Raw genomic sequence first — 21,164 nt, 5'->3', positions numbered from 1 at the left:
GACACAAGGCTTTTTTCTCTTTTGTATTTTTCGTAAAACTATTTCCAGGAAGTACTGTCGCTGTCTATAACAAAGTAGTGCCAAGGGTCTAAATAACATAATTTAGGTTGCTTACACTTAAACCTTGCTTACCACCTAAACCCCTTAACTTTCTATAAACCTCCTTCACTCCTTTCCTCTCATTTTCTTTTCCATGGCATCCCATAGCTCCTGCGGCACCTGGTCAAACGAGTTAAATTCCCCGGCGCCGTAAAGCCATTCGCCTCCATCTATGGTAATAACTTCTCCATTAACAAAAGCAGCATAATCTGACACCAGGTAGGCTGCCAGGTTAGCCAGCTCCTGGTGTTCCCCAAACCTGCCTACCGGAATGCGTTTCAACGGGTCTATCTGGTCGGCCAGTTGTTTCGGGAATAAGCGGGTCCAGGCACCTTCTGTGGGGAAAGGTCCGGGAGCAATGGCATTGGAGCGGATGCCGTATTTAGCCCACTCAGAGGCAAGGGAGCGTGTGAGGGCCAGCACACCGGCTTTGGCACAGGCCGATGGCACTACATAGCCGGAGCCGGTCCAGGCGTAGGTGGTAACAATATTCAGCACTGCGGCTGGCTGTTGCTTCTCAATCCAATGTTTTCCTAAGGCTAAGGTGCAGTTGTAGCTGCCTTTCAGCACAATATCGGTTACGACATCAAAGGCTTTGTTGGTGAGGCGCTCAGTTGGGCTTACAAAATTACCGGCCGCGTTGTTTACCAGCACATCTACCTGCCCAAAGTGCGCCACCGATTTTTCCAGCATCGCCTCCACCTCTGTGTATTTTCGCACATCGCAGGCTATGGGCAATACCTTTCCTCCTGTTTCCTGCATCAGTTCCTCGGCTGCTTGCTCCAGAACCTCCTGTTTGCGGCTGGCAATAACTGTTTGGGCACCCAACTCTAGAAAATATTTTACCATGGAGCGGCCAAGGCCTGTGCCTCCTCCGGTTACCAGAATGGTTTTGCCAGTCAGAGCTCCTTCTTTTAACATTGGTTCAGCTTTTATCATGGTCTTTGTTGTTTTAGCGAGTCGAACAGATCAGGAAAGTTTTATCTTAGCATACTGTACCAAACTAAATCGGTTGCCGTATGTTTTGCAGAACCAAGTTAAACAAAAATGGATAAGGCCCTATTACAACAGGAACTGGAGAAAGCCGCAGAAGGATTGCTATTTATGAGCGAGACAGATGCGCCACTTCAATTTTATTATCACGAAACTGCCACAGCAGAACCTGTAGATGAAGAATTGATAGCCACGTTGGCTGGCAAAACAGCCGGAAAAGAAGTTGTTACAGAAGACCTGACTCACTTTTTCCGGAATATGACAAATCCACACCCCGATGCCGGGGAAGAAATGCTGGCAAATGCCGGTAAATTTCAAAAGCTGGTGGCTACTCTGCAGGAGCATCTAACAGAGGTAACTGTGTACAAAATACAGGAGCAGGCCACGAAGGTATTAATTTTAGGTAAAACAGCCTCAGGAGCAATCGCTGGTTACGAAACGCTGGTAGTGGAGACCTGAAATTAGCTTACTGGATTTTGGGTAAATCAGGAGGAAGACCTGCAGGTATATTAGTGTCGTTAGATCTGAGTTCTGTTATCTGTTGTCAATTATTCAAATGAAAACAGCCTTCAAATGGTATTTTACTAAAAAACTGCCAAGGGTACATTTTTAGCGACAACTACAAAAAACCAAAGGCCTCTGCCATGTGTATGGCAGAAGCCTTTGAGGTTATAGTTATTTAGTTAAGTTTATGCCTAAACAAGTTGAGCTGCTTTTGTAAGTAATTTTAGTTTTAGAACTCCTGTTTTTAATTTGATAACGAACTATTGTGTCGGGCCTTCGTCTACGCGGGCTTCAATAATATCCTGCACAGCTTTCGATACATTCGATAGCAGATCGTAACCAGTTTTTGCCTCTATGGCATCTACCGAAGTGCGGTAGCTGGCCCTGGAGGAGTTTACTGAGTTGAAGTTGGGCGTGTCAACTGCAATAATGCGTGTGTCCGAAGTAATGCGTTTTACGTCGTCTGTTCCTAATGGCAGCACCACAATTACTTTCCAGATACGATTCGGAACAGTTACTTTTCCGTTGGCTATTGTTTCCTTAAAGCCATTGCTGCCTTCGCCGCCCTTTCCGTAGCTTCCCATAATTATGTAAAGTTCGTTGCCCTCATCTACCAGTTTGCGGCAGTAATTTTCGAGGTTTGCCCAAGTTCTTTGGTTGTTATTGGGGGCCTGGGGCATCATGTTCGTCATCAGAAATGTACTCGAATTATCGTCGCTGGTCAGGGTGCGGTCTGCAGACGGACAGTTGTGCCCTCTGTCAAATCCGCTTCCAGTGTAATCCGTAGAAACGACTTTGTAGAAGTTGGCCGGTAAGGTATTGTCTGCCCTGAAATTGTCTTGCCGTGGAGCATCGCCCAGCCAGGCGCTGCTCAAATGCCAGCTTACCCAGTTGGGCGTGCCGCGGTAGCTGTTGTAAGAAAGCGAGTACTGTGGTTTTTCGAGGAGGTAATTGTCGAAGGATGTGGCTGCTCCACTTGGGTTGCCCAGCGCCAGGTGCGCATCTTGGGTAGGTTTATTCGGCGCTGTAACTATTTTCTCGGCGCAACCCGACAATAAGGTAATGGCAAAAACCAGGTACCGCAAAAAGTGTAATTTCTTTGTCATAGCTTCATCGTAAATTCTAAAAACCGAAACTACACCATCTAAGGCAGCTAACCAAACCTCCCTTTTCTATTTTAATCTCCTTTTAGAGATTAAAGCTGGTGTACCCACAGAAGATGGAGAGAAATTATTTAAATGAAAACAGCCTCCAGAAGCTTTTTCTGCTAAAAATTGCCAAGGCTGTAAAAGGTTGTTTCCAGTTAACAATTGTTTAGCTAAGTATTTTGACAGGTGACTTACTTTAAATAGGAAATTACCAGTGATTGAGGTAAAAGCAGGAATCCAAGTCCTGTCTCCTTGTTTTTAAAATCATGAATGTGAAAAACTAAATCTTGTGGTCCTGCAATAATTTATGTGCAGCCAGAATACCGCTGAGGCAGGTACCTGGGATGCCCTGGCCGGGGTAAACGGTATCGCCGCAGAGGTAGGCTCCTTTGTGGTCGAGGCGGGCATCTTTCATTTGCCAGGGTTTAATGTGCCGGTATTGCGGGTAACCACCTACCATGCCATAAGCCCGCGCTGTCCAGAACTGCCAGGCGCCCGGTGTGGCAGACTGCCTGTACACAATATCTTTCTCCCGCAGAAGCCCCCGGTGCACCAGTACCTTTACAATGGCCTCTTCAATGCATCTTTTATCGGTTATAAAATTGCTCTCCGGGTCGTGCAGGTGTGTGCTTATAGAAACAACTGTATAGTTCTCTGGAGCCCGAAGTTTGTCGTGGGAATGACTGAAACTGACGAATACGCTTTTGCTTTTAAGGTGCGGCAAGCCTTCCGGCACATGTACCTGGTGGTGCAGCACGGTGGGCGGTGGTACATCTTTTAAAACCAGGCTCATCGAAAAAGCACTGTTCAGTTTATCAGACTTTAAAATATACGAACCCAACTTCTGTTGTATAACCTGATCTTTAAAAAGCTGCAGCGTGTTGTTGAGGGGAAGCCCACTTATAACAAACCTACTAGTAAAGCACCTGGTATTGGTTGAGATTTGATACCTGTTTTTCTGGCTCAGCACCTCCCGCACCGTCTGCCTGAACATCACCGATGATCCGTTTTCCTGGATATAATTCACCAGCGGCGTGACCAGGTTCAGCAAACCACCATCTATGTAATAGTTGCCAAAAAGCGTGTAGCAGAGGGCGGTTGCACCGAAAAGTACATTAACCTCTGCCATGTAATTTTGGGCGGTAATAAGAAGTTGCTCGTTTACAAAATCTACGAAAAGCTGGTTCTCCAGCAGGCCATACTTTTTAAGAAGCTGTTCAACAGTCTGAAACGCAATGGGCAACAGCCTGAGCTGGCCGGTCCGCACATGCCATGCTGCCTGCCATACATCCTGAACAGAAGAGAAAGGGAAGCTTTTCTGTTGCAACGAGACCTGCCACACCTGTTTGCTTATACGGTAACACTGCTCCCAAAAAGCCCGCTGATTATGTATTCCGAAAACACGCTCCGCCTCCAGTATCCACTCATCGAGCGACTGGTGCCGCGTAAGCACCTGCTGGTTTGGCAAATGCACCTGCATGGGTACTTCCAGTTTGCGGGCCGGTATTTCCAATTGCAGTGTATCGAGGAGGTAGCGGAGAGGCATGTGTTCATCCAGGCCCACCAGCGTGGTTGCTCCCGTCTCAAAAATATAGCCTTTGCGGTAGTAGGAACTGGAGCAGCCGCCAGGGTAGTTAGCCTGCTCCAGCACACAAACCTTTAGCCCCTGCTTCACGAGCAAGGCTGCCGCTGTGAGCGAGCCAAACCCTGAGCCAATAAGTACTACATCGTAGGTCATTCTGTAAATTATCAGTTGCTATAACCGATATGCGCCGTATTTGTTACCTTGCCTGAACAGTTACCAGATATTTCTGGTAATTTTGTGTAAAATAAGCTGCAGAACTGCCGCTTATTTATTCCTTTCTCTAAAATGGAAAACACTGCTGATATAAGCATAATGGGCTGCGGCTGGCTAGGGCTGCCGTTAGCTGAGAAACTGGTGCAAAATGGCTTCCGGGTAAAAGGCTCCACCACTACAGCGGCCAAACTCGATGTGCTGCAGGAGAAACAGATTAAGCCTTACCTCATCCACCTCGACGAGGATTACCTGGACGAGGAACAACTTGCCAGTTTCCTGGATACAAAGGTGCTTGTACTGAACATACCGCCCCGCATCCGGAGTGGCCAGGGCGACCAGCTGTTGCCTAAACTGCTCAGATTACGGAAAGCCATGCTGGAGTCGCCTGTGAGTCGGGTATTATTCGTAAGTTCCACAGCTGTGTACCTCGACCTGAACCGGATTGTGAAAGAAGAGGATATCCATTTTACTGAAGAGCAGGAACCTGATAATATTTTGCTGCAGGCCGAAAGAGTTTTTCAGGATCGGGAAGACTGGGTTACCACTATTGTACGCTTTGGCGGTTTGGTGGGCGAAAACCGGCAGCCTGGCCGGTTTATGGCAGGCAAGGTGAACTTGCCAGATGGTGATGCCCCGGTAAACCTGATTCATTTAGACGATTGCCTGGCCATTCTGTACCGGATTCTAGAGCAGGATCTTTGGGGCTGCACCTACAACGCCTGCGCAGACGAACACCCGCTTCGGAAAGACTTTTATACCCAGGCTGCTCGCGCTATCGGGGCTACGCCACCCACCTTTCTTGATATGGAGGCAACCAGATTCAAGCGCATTAACAGCGATAGGTTAAAGCAGGACCTGGCCTATAACTTCCTGCACCCCGACCCGATGCTGTTCTTTTAAATATGGAAATAATTGGATGAGTTGGAAGCTTGAACAGGAAATCGTGTGTCCTGAAAACTAATAAACTAAACAATTTAACAATTCAGCAATTTAACAATCAATAAAATGAATGTGGTGGTGATAGGTGGCGGTGCTGCTGGTTTTTTTGGAGCCATTGCCTGTGCTGAGGCAAACCCGAAAGCAAACGTATTGCTGCTGGAGAAAACGCAGAAACTGCTTGCGAAGGTGCGCGTTTCCGGAGGCGGGCGGTGCAATGTTACACACAGCTGCTTTGTTCCTACTGTTTTTTCACAGCACTACCCCAGGGGTAGCAAACAGTTAAAAGAAGCCTTCAAACTATTTGGGGCCACCGAAACCATTGCCTGGTTCAAAAAGAGAGGCGTACAGCTTAAAACTGAAGCCGATGGGCGGATGTTCCCGACAACAGATAACTCAGAAACAATTATAAACTGCCTTCAACAAGCCGCCAGAGAAGCGGGTGTAGACATCAGGACTAGTGCAGGTGTAGAAAAAATAGAGGTGTTTAACAGCGCAGCTGAGGTCTCTCATTTTCTATTAACCTTAAGCAACGGCAGCACCATTAAAGCTTCTAAAGTGCTTGTCTGCACAGGTGGCAGCCCGAAAGAGAGCAGCTATGCCTGGCTCCGGGACCTGGGGCACCCCGTTATTACGCCAGTTCCTTCGTTATTTACTTTTAATGTGCCTGCTTCGCCGTTAAAAGAATTGCAGGGAATTTCGGTGGCAAAGGCCAAGGTGCGGGTGGCAGGCCAGAAACTGGAGTACGAAGGTCCGCTGCTCATTACCCACTGGGGCTACAGCGGCCCTGCCGTTTTAAAGTTGTCGGCCTGGGGGGCACGTTTATTTTATGAGCAGAATTATCGGTTTACGGTGCTCATTAACTGGATTCCGGAATTTACAGAAGATACCCTACGTGGAGAGCTGCAGCACTACCGACAGGCGCACCCTAAAAAAGTAGTGCTGACCAACCCGCTATTCGGTTTACCGCAACGGCTCTGGAAGGCGCTCTGTCTGCTGGCCGATGTGCCGGAGGAGGTTAAATGGGGAGAGCTTCCGGCCAAAAATACGAACAAGCTGGTGGAGTCGCTGCTGCGGGCACCTTTTGAGGTTGAGGGCAAAACTACCTTTAAGGAGGAGTTCGTTACCTGCGGCGGCATAGACCTTAGCCAGGTGAACATGCGCACCATGGAGAGCAAACTGGTGCCCGGACTTTTCTTTGCCGGCGAGGTGCTCGACATAGATGGTATAACAGGTGGATTTAACTTTCAGGCTGCCTGGACAACAGGCTACCTGGCCGGAAAAACAATGGCGCTGCAGCCTAAATAGTTTTATGTGGTGAGGCTTGTACCAGGAAACAAAATATTTGTATTCGCAGTACAATCCCTTATACAAACCATTTATGTAATTAAAACTATGGAAATTAATAAGGAAATTGTTTCAACCGTACACCACCTGATCGAGCGATGCAAAGATGGAGCAAAGGGCTTTAAAACAGCATCCGAAGATATTGAAGATAAAAACCTGAAGAATCTTTTTAAGAAATACGCTGTGCAGCGCGACAGCATGATAACTGAGTTGCAAGACCAGCTGCATAAATTCGGCAAAACAGATGATGAGTCGAGCTCCATCGAGGGTACCATTCACCGTGCCTGGATCGACCTGAAATCAGCTCTTACTTCTAAAGACACAAAGCGTGTGCTGGAAGAATGTGAACGTGGCGAAGACTATGCCCTTAAAGCATACAAAGAAGCCCTCGACGCTGACCTGCCAAGCGAATTAAAAGCAGTGGTGGAGCAGCAATACCAGGACGTTAAAAGCGCACACGACCACATCCGCGATCTGCGCGACAATGCTTAGATCTTTTTGCTGATCAATAAGAAAGGAAAGGAGCTTCGGCTCCTTTTTTATGCCCTTAAAGTGTAATAACTGTATAGCTGCTGCTCTTAATTTGCTTGTAGATGTTGTAAACAGTTTAGTTGAAAAATATGCGCAACTGGTATTCTGCCAACCCTTGACAAGAAAACCTTTGAAAACCTTCTGAAGGCAGTTTTTATTTAAATAATTTAATATCACCAACTAAAGATAGTCAATACAATATTATATTTTAAACCTTACAAAATATATTGCTGGGTCTGAAGCTCTCAATACATATTACCACTTGGGAGGAGCGGCTTTGTAAGTAAAGCCAGACCTGCAAGCGCGTTGCTATGTTACTGATCAAATATGGTCGGCAGGTGTAAAAAGTATAAAAGCAAGAAGCCTGGTATCCGTCTGATACCAGGCTTCTTATTTAACTGCTTAAACAGTTAATAATCTTCCAACCTTTTTAATAATTAGGTTTACGCCAGCCGGCTAATAAAGTTAAGCCTGAATAAAAAAATTTAGGCCAGACAAATGCCTGGCCTAAATAGAGCGTATAAAAATATGTTGCTTTAAAAGAAATTAGAATCTTTTCTTTCTGAAACCGCCACGTTCACCGCCTCTGTCTCCGCCACGATCATCGCGGCCGCCTCTGCCACCGAAACGGCTTCCGCCGCCTCCGCCGCCATAGCTGCCACGGCTGTCTCTGTCGCCGCCACCAAAGCCGCCACGATCGCCACGGCTTCCACCGCGGTCGCCGCCAAAGCCACCTCTGTCGCTGCGCTCACCACCGAAACCACCACGATCGCCTCTGCCGCCTTCAGCAGCACCGGTTCCCTTTTTCTGGGCTTTCTCGATGCTAACCATACGGCCTTCAACTTCTATGCGACCCATGCTCTGCACAATGTCAGCAGTATATTCGCTTGGCACTTCTACAAAGCTGAACTTGTCGTACAGATCGATGTCGCCCACTTTACCGGCTGGAATGCTGCTGTTGTTTGAAAGTAATTCGATCAGATCGCGTGGGTGCACACGGTCTTTTTTACCGATGGTAATGAACAAGCGGTCGAAACCATCTTTTGACTTACCAAGGCCTTTTTCAGCCTCCATGCCCTGCTCTTTTGTTTTGGCCTCTTTCATGCTCATTTTAAGCAAAGCGGCTGCAATCTCAAGAGAAGTAAATTCTTCGTTTTCAGCAATAAAGCGCTCAATACGACCCAGGTGCTTGGTAAGCGGACCTTTGGCGAGAACTTCTTTAACTTTTCCGAAGAACATGTTGGTGCGAATTTCATTAACGTCTTCGTAAGTCGGTACCTGCTGCATCACGATTTTAGCTTTCGTGTAGCGCATGATGTCCTTTAACTTGAATACGTCGGTTCTGCCGCCAACAAAAGAGAACGCCTTACCTGATTTACCGGCACGGCCTGTACGGCCAATACGGTGCACATAAGCTTCTTCGTCTTGTGGCAGATCGTAATTAAATACAGCCTCCACATTGTCCACATCCAGACCACGGGCTGCCACGTCAGTAGCTACCAGTATTTCGAGGGTGGCGTTGCGGAATTTCTGCATCACGTTGGAGCGCTGGTTCTGGTTCATGTCGCCATGCAGGCCATCGGCAAAGTAGCCGCGTGCCTGTAGGTTAGATACCAGCTCATCGACCATACGTTTTGTATTACAGAAAACGATGGCAGATTTCAGGTTGTACATGTCGAGCAGGCGCGAAAGAACTTCACCTTTCATGCTGCTTCGTACTTCGAAGTACACCTGTTCAATGTTCTCTACCGTTAGCTCTGTGTGAACAACCTTTACAACAACAGGGTCGGTCTGGTAAGCTTTTGTAAGCTCCATAATCGGCTTCGACATGGTAGCTGAGAAAAAGATAGTCTGGCGATCGGTTGGGATCTGCTTCAGCACAAACTCAATGTCTTCACGGAAACCCATGTCGAGCATTTCGTCGGCTTCATCCAGAATAATTTTCTTTACATTGTCGAGTACTAAGGTGCCTCGTTCAATATGGTCCATTACGCGGCCTGGCGTTCCGATAACGATTTGCACACCCTGCTTAAGGGCACGCAGTTGGCGCTCGTAAGGCTGGCCTCCGTAAATTGGCACCACACTAATGCCAGGCTTGTATTTGGCAAGTTTCTGGATCTCGCCAGAAACCTGGATAGCCAGTTCGCGGGTTGGGCACAGGATTAGAGCCTGTACGTTACGGTTAGTTTCGTCGATACCTTCAATGGTCGGAATACCGAATGCGGCAGTTTTGCCGGTTCCTGTTTGCGCCTGACCAATAATGTCGCGGCCTTCTAAAACTATCGGAATGGCTTGTGTCTGGATGGGGGAAGCTTCTTCGAAGCCCATGTCAGCGACAGCGCGCTGTACTTCCGGCGAAAGCGGAAGTTCGTCAAATCTGATTTTGTTCATCTGGTTTATTATTACCGTTTATATCTATCTGGAGGCAGTCTGCTTTTAACCTTTCTCTTACGTGATTTTTAAGAGCGAAACGAAGAAATAAAAACAACTAGTCATGCCAAACAGATGATGATTCCAGTTATAAAGTACTTTCAGACCGATTCCAAATTCTGGCGCAAAGGTACGTATTTTATCTGAGCTATGCTAATAAGCCTGCACCTTATCTGTTTTAGGCGGTTTACAGGAAGGAGCAAGTTTTAAATAACTATAATATTTAATTAATTAATTGCATTTAAAAAACAGTTCCCATACATTGTTACCCGCAACAGATTTTTACCACCGTATAAAATCGTTTCACCCTAAGCATTTATAAACTGGCTTTTTATTTCGCATTTGAGCCATATTTTTTAAACCAGTCTTCGTACTACTTACAAGGTGGCACGCAAGATAGTAGTCCAGAATAAACGAAGGATACCGCGAGCTGATGCTGTTGCCTGTACAACTTTTAGTTTCAGAGTTTAACGCTGCTTCCGGACATCCGTGTAAAGGACCGGTAACCTCTGGAATGCTACAGAACCACTCCTACTTGTGCTGTTACATTAAACACAATTTTTGTAGAACCCTTTAACTAACTATTGACATGCTACATTTCTCCAAAATATCATCTAAGGGTAAAGACTTTAACATTATCGCCTCTGGTGCACTGGCTTTTAAAATTCATAACAAAATTCTGAAAGATGAGTGTTTTGAGCAAGACACCTCCATTAGCCGCCACATGTTGCTGGGCAACAGCAGCATGCCAGCCTCCACTCCGGGTCAGAAGAAAATATTCTTCGTCATTATCTCCGACCTCGATAAAATTAACACCGCCTCCCTCTGCCGCATGATTGCGAAAGAGCGCGCCAATGGCGGCTATGCCGTTTGCCAGATTATCCCGATGCTGTATAACGAGCCGTCTTTCAGAGCCCTGAAAATGCTCCGCCAGTCGTTTGATGAGGTACTGGAGCTGGGTAAGTTTACCATTAACACAAGCAAGGTACTGGTGAATACAGAGCAGCAAAACTGCATTATAACAGACTACAGCTTATCGATGGCCCGCATCATGTACCAGGTGTGCCTCAAAGACTTTTCTTCGGCTGCTGCTTCGGAACCCAGCAGGAAAGAGCTGGCTTATGCCGGCGTTTAACCCTTGACCCCTAACCTCTCCTTTTTGCTTTGGAAGGCTGTTTTCATTTAAATAATTTGGTTAATGTGCTAATGGTTTAATGTGCTGATGTGCTATCCTGCGATTGCTGATTGCTGGATTGTTTAATGGTTAAATTGTTGGTTGGGGAATTTGCAGGTGCGCCGAAGCCCTTACGGCTATTCAACTTTTAATTAAGGTAAAGGTCTAGTAGCTATCAGTAAAAAGAAAACAACCTGAATTATTTGAATGAAAACACCCTTCAGAAGGCAAAACAAGCCTTTAGGTGGTAAGGGTTGCTACAAAGAAAAGCTTGTTGTTTTTGCCGTAGCTGCCGATTCGCTTGTATCTTTAAGGGTACAAAAGAAACGGAGTACGTACTATGCCTTCTACTTTTAAAATTTACTCTTCTTCGGCGGGCTCTGGTAAAACATACCACCTTACGCTGGAGTACCTGAAGCTGGCGCTGCACACGCCAGACCCCGATTATTACCGTTCTATTCTGGCCATAACGTTTACCAACGATGCAGCGGCTGAAATGAAAGATCGCATTTTGTCGGCACTTCGTGGCTTCAACGACACGTCGGCTTCAGAAAAAGAGAAGGCTAAAAGTGAACAATTACTCGATGCCATAACACGGGACCTTCAGGCTGAAAATCCGGATGAAGAACTGGAGAAGGAAGAGGTACGCCTGCGCGCAGCCAAACTTTTCAGGCAGATTTTGTATAACTACAGCGATTTCAGTGTGAGCACCATCGACAGCTTTGTGAACAAGATCGTGCAGGCGTTTACACGGGAACTGAACATTCCACATAACTTTGAAGTGGACCTCGACTCGCAAACGCTTGTAGACACAGCTGTGCAGCTACTGCTCGACAAGGTAACCAGCACCAAAGGCGACCTGCTGTCGGAGACCCTGGAGCAGTATGCCCTCGAAAAAGCACGGGAAGGCCGAAGCTGGAACACCCTCTCCGTCGACCTCTCCGATTTTGCCAAAAACCTGCTGAATGAGCAGGTGTACGAAGCCGTTACCGACCTGCAGGTGCTGACGCTGGCAGATTTTAAAACCATAAGAGCAGACCTGCTACAGGCAAAGCAGCAAATAGAGGAGGCGGTGCAGGAGGCTGCCAGCCAGGGTTTGGCCGCAATAGAACAGGCAGGCCTCACTCCTGCCGATTTTTACCAGAGCACACGTGGCATCTGGGGCTACTTCAGCAAATTCAAGAAAGAAGCTGACCTTAGCTATGGCAATAACTACGCCCGCCAGACGGTAGAAGATCAGAAATGGTATGCGGGAAAAGCCACGACCGCCACCAAAAGCCAGATCGACAGCATTAGCGGGCAGCTAACGGAGCTGTACCTGCACCTGGAAGAAATAAAAGAACAGTTTGCGCCTACTGCTGCCCTTATTAAGGCGGTGGTGCCGCACCTGTATAAACTATCGGTGCTTAACGAGCTGGAGAAGTGCCTGCAGGAAATAAAACTCGACAAAAACACTGTCCACATTTCGGAGTTCAACAAGCGCATTATCGATATTGTGCTGCAGGAGCCGGTGCCGTTTATTTATGAACGCCTGGGCGAAAAGTACAACCACATTCTGATAGATGAGTTTCAGGATACCTCTGTGCTGCAATGGAACAACCTGCTGCCCCTCGTTGACAATGCGCTGGCATCAGGGCACTTCAGCATGGTGGTGGGCGATGCTAAACAAGCCATTTACAGGTGGCGCGGAGGCGAAATGGAGCAGATTCTACACCTCTACAAAGGCAGCACCGAACGCCTTTACCAGAACCGCCGGCACGGGCAGCTGGTGCGGGAGCGTTACGAATCGGTCAGCCATTCGCTACGCCCCGCAGACCTGAACACGAACTACCGGAGCAGGGCCGAGATTATAGACTTCAACAACGAGCTGTTTACGTTTGTGAGCGGGCAGCACCAGGAGTTCGGTATGTTTACCGCCATTTACGACGAGAACTTCCGGCAGCAGGTACCACAGGGAGCAAGTAAAACTGGCGGGCATCTGCAGGTGCTGTTCACCTATCCCGAAGACAGCAACTATAAATACGACCTGCACGGCTGCACCCGCACCCAGGAGCTATACGATGGCTACACCCGTCCTGAAATTCTCAGTTATGACGAGAGCATGCTTAACCTGGTGCTACAGCTAGTGCAACAGGGCCTGCAGGATGGTTATAGCCTGAAAGATATGGCGATATTGTGTCGCACCAACAGCAAAAGTAAGCTTATAGCTAATTTTCTGAAGGAGCGGCGCTACGATATTATTTCGCAGGATTCGCTATCGTTGCAGTTTGCGGAAGTAGTAAACCTGTTGATCGCCATGTTCAGGGTGTTTAACCGCCCTAACGATACGCTGGCTAAATCGGAGGCCTTGTATCTGGTATGTGCCGTTGCTCTGGAAGTTATTCCGGATACGCCCATGACCCAGCGTATTGCCGATATCGCCAGAAAAGCAGATCCGCAGGCTTTTTACGACCAGCTGCGTGTGTTCGGATTCGATGTAAACGAAAAGGAAACCGGCAACCTCTCCATCTATGAACTGACAGAGCAGCTCATCCGGATTTTTAATTTGCTCGACCACAACAACGAGTGCGAATACCTGTTCCGTTTTCTGGACCTGGTGCTCGAGTACAGCCTGAAAAACAGCAACAACCTGAATAATTTTCTAGCTTATTGGGAGGTGCAAAAGGAGAAGCTGAGTATTAACACGCCTAAAAACCGCGATGCCATCACCATTACCAGCATCCACAAATCGAAGGGCCTCGCCTACCCTATTGTAATTGTACCATTTGCCGACTGGAGCACCGAACCCATGACCCGTGGGCTGATGTGGAGCCAGCTGCCCCAGGAGGTAAGCGTAACCGGCCAATTGCGTAGTGTGGCAGTTAACATAAGTTCTAAACTGGAGACTACCATACTTGGCCCCCAATACAAAACAGAGCTGGAAAAAACCTTTATCGAGAACCTGAACATGCTGTATGTGGCCCTAACGCGGCCCATAGACCGGCTGTACCTGATCGGTAACGGTAAAGACCTGTTAGAAGACAAAAAAGCTGCCCGAGCCCTGGAGGGACAGGTGAAAAACATTAGCCACCTGCTCTACCGCTATCTGGTGCACAAGAACCTCTGGCAACCCGATCAGTTTTGTTACCAATTGGCCAGCGGCCAGCAGCAAAACCAGCAGCATAGCCAGACCAACACCGATACTACCTATTACCTCGAGCACCTGGTTACGGCAGACTGGGCTACACGACTGCACCTGAAGCAGCACGCCAACAACGTATTCGATTTCGAGACACAAACAAAACAGCGCACCCTCAACAAAAAGCTTCATTATGCCATCTCCAGAATTTTAACGGCTTCGCAGCTAGACCAGGTCCTGCGCCAGATGGTTTATGAAGGCATCATCAGCGAACGCGAAAAACCAGATCTGCGCGCGCGCCTGCAACCCATACTGCTGCACCCGAAGCTGCGCCACTATTTTACAGAGAAGGTAGTGGTAGAGCATGAAAAAGAACTGCTCGATGCGCGAGCCTACCTGTACAAACCTGACCGGGTAGTATTTGACGGAGAGCAGGTTGTGCTACTGGAGTTTAAGCTACCACCACCCGAACCCGACCATCGCAATAAACTCGACCACTACGCGGTGCGGTTTAAGCAGTTAGGATACGATCAGGTGAGGTGCTTGCTGTACTATTTCGATACGGAGCAGATAATGGAGTGGAGCTATGGCAGCAAGACAAGCCAGATTGGCCTAGCCTTATAAATGTGAGCCGATGCACTAACTTTGGTCAAAGTAAATCTAGATAAATTCTGCTTTTTTGAATTAAACCTATTATTTTGCCAGATAAGGTGAGCAAGTATTAAATCTGCTCGTATACAGCTCTCATATTTCTTTAGGCCGGCTCAAGTACGCGTGCGGTGCCAGTACTCCATTTTACTTTCATTTAATAAGACAGAAGTTAGTCCGCTTTTTCTTTCGTAGCTGTATGCGGGAGCCTAAAGCAGAAGAATTAATTTATGCAGAATTACCAAAATCTAACTGTTGATTTAAGCAACTGCGATACGGAGCCGATACATTTAATTGGACGGATACAACCGCACGGTTTCATGATAGTGCTAAACCTGGCAAACTTTGTTGTGGAACAGGTAAGCCAGAACATTGCCTCCTTTATTGAAGGCGTTTATGTCGAAGATCTAATATCTCATACACTCGAAAAAATTTGCTTCGAATCGGAGTACCCGGTGCTGCACGCCCAGTTGCAGGCCTCAACGGTGCTGAACCCGCAGCTAATGACTATCAAGGGAAATCAGTATTTCGGATTTTTGCAGGAAGCTCAAGGTAAGCTGATCCTGGAGTGTGAGCCCTATCATAAAACCATAGATCAGATTCGGTTTGAGCATACGTATGGGTTTTCGAATTACCAGACGGCCTTAAACAATTCGCACTCCATGCTGGTGCTGTCGCAGTTGCTTGTCGATTTTGTGCAAAACATCCTCGATTACGACCGTGTGATGATTTACAAATTTGATAACGACTGGCATGGTGAGGTAATAGCAGAAAAAATAAAGCCTGGTGCCGTCTCTTACCTGCACCACCACTTCCCTTCTACAGATATTCCTGCACCTGCCAGAGATTTGCTGGAGAAAAAGCACGTCAGGCAAATTCCTGATATCGATGCTCCGGCCGTTGATATTTATCCCTACCTGAACCCTACTACAGGTACCCCTGCCAATGTGCTGTTATCGGAGCTACGGAACCCATCTGAAATACACCTGGAGTACCTGCATAACATGGATGCCTACGCCACACTATCTATTTCGATTATTGTGAAAGGCAAATTGTGGGGCCTGGTGGCGTGCCAGAACCAGCGGCCTAAGTTTGTAAACTATTGGCTACGGCAGAGTTGCAACCTGGCTGCCAAAGCTTTTGCCAGTGCCGTGCTTGCCTCTCAGGATTTGCGGGACATAACAGTACTCGAACGCTACAAGCTGACAGAAGAAAACCTGATTAACCAGGTAATAGAAGCCGGCAACATCCATAAAGGATTATTTGAAAAAGCGGTAAACCTGCTCCATATAACAGAGTGTTCCGGAGCCGCTATGTTTCTGGAGAACAAACTGGAGGTAATGGGCGTAGTGCCGGACCAGGACCAGATTATGCGCCTGATAAAATGGCTGGCAGTGCATAACAACGAACGGATTTTTTATTCAAGGGAGCTGTCGAAGCAGTTTCCTGAAGCCGAAGCATACCCGGAGGTGGCAAGCGGCTTAATGGCCCTGGAGATATCCAAATATAACCGCGAATACATTCTGTACTTTAAACCCGAAATCAGGGATAGTATTGTTTGGGCAGGCAAACCAGAAAAGGAAACAGATGGTTACCAGCTAAAGCCCCGCAAATCGTTTGAGCAGTGGGTGGAGGTGATTAAAGGCAAATCGCAGCCCTGGACTATGAACGAGCTTGAAGTTGCGCAGCTACTGCTGAAAGATATTATTTCCCTTATCTTAAGAAACCAGGCAAACAAGCTAAAAGAACTAAACAGCAACCTGGTAGCCTCAGCAGAAGACATGCAGCGCAAAAATCAGCGGCTGGAAGATTTTGCCTATATTATTACTCATAACCTGCGCTCTCCTATGAGTAACATTAAAGGGCTCTACAACTTATACGAAGCGGAACCCAGCCAGGAAACAGGGCAGGAAGTGATGGAGCGCATGAATGTGGTGATTGGTAACATGTCGAACACCATCGACGATCTTAACACGATACTGCGAACGGCTCTCGACCAGCAGTTACTGCAGGACGAGGTGCATATTGCTGACCTGATTGAAAAAGAGTTGCAGAACCTGGAAACAGCCATTCTTGAGAAAAAAGCCATTGTGGTGCAGGAACTAGACGTGCCTGTGGTGCACCTTCCGAAGGTTTATATGGAGAGTCTGCTTCACAATTTGCTTTCGAATGCCATTAAATATAGCTCTCCGGACCGCCCCCCGCTGGTAAAGGTGAAGTCGTGGCAACAGAACGGTGATTTTTTCCTGTCGGTGAGCGACAATGGGTTAGGACTCGATATGCAACGCTTTGGCAATAAAATGTTTGGCTTGTACAATACCTTCCACGATAACAAAGATGCCAAAGGCCTGGGCCTCTATATTACCAAAATGCAGGTGGAGTCGTTGGGAGGAACTATTGAAGTAGAGAGTGAGGCAGGGATAGGAACAACCTTTACCGTTCGTTTTAATTCGCAGCAGGTTTAGCCAATTTTTATTAATTTGCTATCATTACCAGGTTACGGTAATTTTTTAAAAGCACTTACCAGATGGAACAGCGCATAACTCTTATTACACTTGGCGTAAAAAACCTGCAACGATCCAGGGATTTTTACAAACATGTGTTTGGCTGGCAACAGACAGAGGCCAGTACCGACAGCATTATTTTTATGCAGCTCAACGGCATTCAGCTGGCGCTGTTCCCACAGGAGTCGCTGGCCGACGATGCCGGTGTGGCTGCCGACGGCAAAGGTTTCAGAGGGTTTTCGCTGGCCCACAATGTGCGTTCGGAGAAGGAAGTAGATGAGCTGGTGGCACAGCTGGAGCACAAAGGCGCCCGCGTTCTAAAACGCCCCGAAAAAGTGTTCTGGGGCGGCTACAGCAGCTACATCGCCGATCCGGATGATAACCTCTGGGAAATAGCCTACAATCCTTTTTTACCGCTGGATTAAATGACACGGAGGGTGAAGGTTGTCTTAGTTCTGCTGCAACTCTTTCTGGTGCCTGTGTTTTTATTCTTATGGCTGAATCTTTCGGTAAGCCATAAATAGGAAATTAGCGATGTCCCCTATTGCGGTAACTGCTACTCCAACAACGGTTTTGCGGCAGGTTGCTACATAGAGAACTACTTTTATCCAGCTGCACCTAATGAGGCTCCTCAGTCTTAGCTATATCAGCAGCTATGCAAACTAATACCCACAAATGCTATTGCTGATGAATTTCGCCCACAAGATACCAAAAGCCTGACAAATGTGTGTTTAACGGAGAAGGAATGTTTTTCGCTACTACCGCACAACCAATTTTTCTAATGAAATTGGCCTTCCGAAGGTTTTTAGATACAAACTACTCAAGCCCTTTTATAGTTAAAAAGTGTAAGGCTATGATGTAAGCATTACTCACTCATCCACTTAATCACACATTAAATTTTCCTGTGCAGACTTTCCTGGAGCTAACGGCGAAGTACGTTTACGAAAAGTATAAAGAGAACATCAGCGAGTTGTGCATTATTCTGCCATCTCGCCGGGCAAGTTTCTTTTTCAAGAATGCGCTGGCACAGGCAGCGCCGGAGCCTATCTGGTCGCCGGAAGTGGCTGGTATGGAAGACTTTATTTGCCGGCTGGCCAAGGTGGATGTATTGGAACCCATAAACCTGCAACTGGAGCTTTATGACCTTATGCGCGAGCAGGATCCTACGCTCGACTTCGACCAGTTCGTGACCTGGGGAGGCACCTTGCTCGATGACTTCAGCCGGATAGATCAAAACCTGGTGGCTACCGGCAAACTGTTTGAGTACCTGTCGGAGGCGAAGGCACTGGAACGCTGGGACCCCAAGTTCCTGGGCAAAGACATATCGCCACGCATGAAGAAATACTTCAGTCTCTGGGACAACATCGAGAAAACCTACCGGAACCTGCAGAAGCGGCTACATAAGAACAAACAAGCCTACACCGGCATGGCTTTCCGGAAGGTAGCTGAAAATATAGAGGCTATTGCCAAAGAACCCGGTTGTTTCCAGTACATATTTATCGGGCTGAATGCGCTTACAAAATCAGAAGAAGTTATTATAAAGGCGCTGCTAAAACACAACAAGGCGGAAGTGCTTTTCGACTCCGATGATTTTTACATGGAAGAAGGCACTCCTAACAGGGCTGGAAGTTTTCTTCGGACTTACAAGAGCACCTGGAACCTGCATGAGTGGCGCTGGCAGCAGAACCTGTTGCTCACCGATGCCAAAGAAATAAATGTAATTGGTGTTGCCAATGCCAGCATGCAGGGTAAACTGGCGGGGCAGTTGCTGCAGGAAATGCGCAAAAAGGAAAAGCATTCTCAAACTGCCATTATTTTGCCAGACGAAACACTGCTGCTGCCAGTACTGCATTCCATTCCGGATGATGTTCCGAATTACAACGTTACCATGGGGCTAAGCTTTAAAGGCACTCCCCTGTTTAACCTCATAGACCTGCTGTTCGAGGTGCACCTGACCGGCATTAACCAGCTGCAGGATGCCGGCTATAAAGTGTACCAGTACCACCACCAGTCTGTGAACAAACTGCTCACGCACCCTTTCATCAGGCGGTACCAGCTTTACCTGAACGAGCAGCCGGAGCAGAATAAATATCATGGCTTTATTCAGAAAGTGGTCGATACCATTGTGGCCGATAATAAGGTTTTGATTACGGCGCAGGATCTGCTCGAGATGGGGCAGCACCAGCCTTTGTTCGAAACCTTGTTTAAGACATGGCGCGACTGCGACGATATTATTACGGCTATGTACAGCCTGATCGACTTGCTGCGGGAGGTTTACAGCCATCAGCCCAACACCATCGAAACCGAGTACCTGTACATCTACTACACCCTGGTAAAGCGGCTCGATACCATTTTTGATTGCCGGGAGCATAAGATCGGGGTGCGCAGTTTTCGGAAGTTCTTATACGAGCTGATTGGTGCTACCCGTTTGCCCTTTAGTGGTGAGCCTGTTTCTGAAGTGCAGATTATGGGTATGCTCGAAACACGTGCCCTCGACTTCGAGAACCTGATCATTTTATCGGTAAACGAAAATACTTTGCCAGCACCCAAACGGCATGAGTCGCTGATGCCTTACGATGTGTTAAGACAGTTCGGCTTGCCGACCTATGCGGAGTCAGAAGGTGCCATGGCTTATAATTTTTACCGCCTGCTGCAGCGCGCCAAGCGTGTGCACCTGCTCTACGTGCTGCCATCAGACACGTACGGTTCAGGAGAGAAAAGCCGCTTTATTCTGCAGTTGCAGAACGACCTGGCGCTTCGGAATCCGAAAATAAAGTTCAGAGACCTGACAGCGGCTGTGGAGCAGCAAGCCACGAAAAAGTATAACGAAGACATCCGGATAGAAAAAGACCGGCAAACGCTAGAGCAACTGAAGCTGGAACTAAAGAAAGGCCTCTACCCTTCGCACCTGAACATGTACATTAACTGCTCCTTGCAGTACTACTTTAGCCGCATTGCCAAAATTCAGGAAATAGACCAGGTAGAGGAACAATTGGGAACCGATAAGTTTGGAACGCTGGTGCACCAGGTGCTGGAAGACTTTTTTAAACCTTTTGTAGAGAGCGGAAAACCTGTAGTGGTCGCAGATGTGGAGCACATGCTGGTGCAGTTGCCGGCGCAGGTGCGAAAAGAGTTCGTAACCGCCACCAGAGGTGCCACACCAGACCGCGGCATGAACTACCTGCTCTTTAAGGTGGCTGTGGAGGTGCTGGAGAAATACCTGACAAATCTTAAAAGCTCCCCGGAACTGCCTCTCTACATCCTGAAGCTGGAAGATACTTTATCTGCCACGCTGCCGGTGCAGGTAGGCGACGAAGAAATATTGGTGAAAATAGCCGGTAAGGCCGATCGCATAGATCTGACCGGGAACGAGCTGCGTGTAATAGATTATAAGACGGGAAAAGTAGAGAAGAACCAGCTGGTAGTGAAACCAGAAGATGTAGCCCTGCACTTTACAACTGATCCTAAATATGACAAGGCACGGCAGCTATGGCTGTACCAGTATATTCTGCAGCGAACACTCGAGCTTACCCCTCACACCATTCTGGAAAATGGGCAGCATATCTCTTCTGCCGCTATTCAGCCTGTTTCAGGTATCTTGTCGTTCCGGAACCTGGATGCCGGCGTATTAACGGCTGCCTTCAATTTTACAGAGGCCGACGGAGCAACGCCTAAAGATTTCAGAGAGGCTTCGGAAGAGTTGCTCACCGATTTTGTGCGCCGCATGCTGGACCCTGAAGAACCGATCCGGAAAACAAACGACCTGGAGGTTTGCCAATGGTGTGCCTACCGTGGTATTTGCGCCCGTTAATAAGCCTGCAGCACCAAGTTAGCTAATCTTAAAAAAAACCTCAGCTCTATTGTAGGGGAGTGTAAACAGAACTGTGTCACTCGTTTTTTTAGTGGCTTTTTAGATGTTACGGCTTTAGCCTAA

Annotated in this window: 13 protein-coding genes; 9 read left to right on the top strand and 4 right to left on the bottom strand. The window is 47.6% G+C overall.

Going from position 1 to position 21,164, the window contains the following annotated elements; genetic code table 11:
• Window positions 1-165 precede the first annotated feature (165 nt).
• Window positions 166-1,038, bottom strand: coding sequence for an SDR family oxidoreductase (locus tag FVR03_RS20445; RefSeq protein ID WP_147923635.1), 873 nt, complete (start codon window positions 1,036-1,038; stop codon window positions 166-168).
• A gap of 108 nt (window positions 1,039-1,146) precedes the next feature.
• On the opposite strand from FVR03_RS20445, the gene FVR03_RS20440 reads away from it, so the two are divergent.
• Window positions 1,147-1,551, top strand: a complete 405-nt coding sequence (locus tag FVR03_RS20440) for a nuclease A inhibitor family protein (RefSeq protein WP_147923634.1) — start codon at window positions 1,147-1,149, stop codon at window positions 1,549-1,551.
• Between the two features lie 305 nt (window positions 1,552-1,856).
• On the opposite strand, the gene FVR03_RS20435 is transcribed toward FVR03_RS20440, so the two are convergent.
• A complete protein-coding gene (locus tag FVR03_RS20435) occupies window positions 1,857-2,702 on the bottom strand; it encodes a DNA/RNA non-specific endonuclease (RefSeq protein ID WP_147923633.1) in 846 nt (281 codons plus the stop codon).
• A gap of 322 nt (window positions 2,703-3,024) precedes the next feature.
• Window positions 3,025-4,482 carry a phytoene desaturase family protein gene (locus tag FVR03_RS20430; RefSeq protein ID WP_147923632.1) on the bottom strand — a complete coding sequence of 486 codons (1,458 nt, stop codon included), beginning with the start codon at window positions 4,480-4,482 and terminating at the stop codon, window positions 3,025-3,027.
• A 132-nt stretch (window positions 4,483-4,614) separates the two neighbouring features.
• On the opposite strand from FVR03_RS20430, the gene FVR03_RS20425 reads away from it, so the two are divergent.
• The 3 genes from FVR03_RS20425 (at window position 4,615) to FVR03_RS20415 (ending at window position 7,317) form a co-directional block, all read left to right on the top strand.
• The gene (locus FVR03_RS20425; RefSeq protein WP_147923631.1) at window positions 4,615-5,442 is read left to right on the top strand and encodes a Rossmann-fold NAD(P)-binding domain-containing protein; all 828 of its coding nucleotides are present in this window, start codon (window positions 4,615-4,617) and stop codon (window positions 5,440-5,442) included.
• Window positions 5,443-5,547: 105 nt separating this feature from the next.
• Window positions 5,548-6,786: a BaiN/RdsA family NAD(P)/FAD-dependent oxidoreductase gene (locus FVR03_RS20420; protein WP_147923630.1), complete on the top strand. Its 1,239-nt coding sequence runs from the start codon at window positions 5,548-5,550 to the stop codon at window positions 6,784-6,786.
• Between the two features lie 87 nt (window positions 6,787-6,873).
• Window positions 6,874-7,317 carry a PA2169 family four-helix-bundle protein gene (locus tag FVR03_RS20415; RefSeq protein ID WP_147923629.1) on the top strand — a complete coding sequence of 148 codons (444 nt, stop codon included), beginning with the start codon at window positions 6,874-6,876 and terminating at the stop codon, window positions 7,315-7,317.
• Window positions 7,318-7,902: 585 nt separating this feature from the next.
• Here the strand turns inward: FVR03_RS20415 and FVR03_RS20410 are convergent.
• Window positions 7,903-9,747, bottom strand: coding sequence for a DEAD/DEAH box helicase (locus FVR03_RS20410; protein ID WP_147923628.1), 1,845 nt, complete (start codon window positions 9,745-9,747; stop codon window positions 7,903-7,905).
• Between the two features lie 628 nt (window positions 9,748-10,375).
• Between FVR03_RS20410 and FVR03_RS20405 the strand changes: the two genes are divergently transcribed.
• The 5 genes from FVR03_RS20405 (at window position 10,376) to FVR03_RS20385 (ending at window position 21,041) form a co-directional block, all read left to right on the top strand.
• Window positions 10,376-10,921, top strand: coding sequence for a hypothetical protein (locus FVR03_RS20405; protein ID WP_147923627.1), 546 nt, complete (start codon window positions 10,376-10,378; stop codon window positions 10,919-10,921).
• Between the two features lie 379 nt (window positions 10,922-11,300).
• Complete coding sequence (locus FVR03_RS20400) at window positions 11,301-14,702, top strand: UvrD-helicase domain-containing protein (RefSeq protein WP_147923626.1); 3,402 nt, start codon at window positions 11,301-11,303, stop codon at window positions 14,700-14,702.
• 254 nt (window positions 14,703-14,956) lie between these two features.
• Window positions 14,957-17,191, top strand: coding sequence for an ATP-binding protein (locus FVR03_RS20395; protein WP_147923625.1), 2,235 nt, complete (start codon window positions 14,957-14,959; stop codon window positions 17,189-17,191).
• A gap of 62 nt (window positions 17,192-17,253) precedes the next feature.
• On the top strand, window positions 17,254-17,655 hold the full coding sequence (locus FVR03_RS20390) for a VOC family protein (protein WP_147923624.1): 402 nt from the start codon (window positions 17,254-17,256) through the stop codon (window positions 17,653-17,655).
• A gap of 479 nt (window positions 17,656-18,134) precedes the next feature.
• Window positions 18,135-21,041 carry a PD-(D/E)XK nuclease family protein gene (locus tag FVR03_RS20385; RefSeq protein ID WP_147923623.1) on the top strand — a complete coding sequence of 969 codons (2,907 nt, stop codon included), beginning with the start codon at window positions 18,135-18,137 and terminating at the stop codon, window positions 21,039-21,041.
• Window positions 21,042-21,164: the final 123 nt, after the last annotated feature.

Origin of the sequence: Pontibacter qinzhouensis (assembly GCF_008017455.1) — a bacterium.
GTDB classification, from domain to species: domain Bacteria; phylum Bacteroidota; class Bacteroidia; order Cytophagales; family Hymenobacteraceae; genus Pontibacter; species Pontibacter qinzhouensis.
Note: the sequence above shows the minus strand (reverse complement) of the source record. Positions and strands in the feature narration are given on the sequence as shown.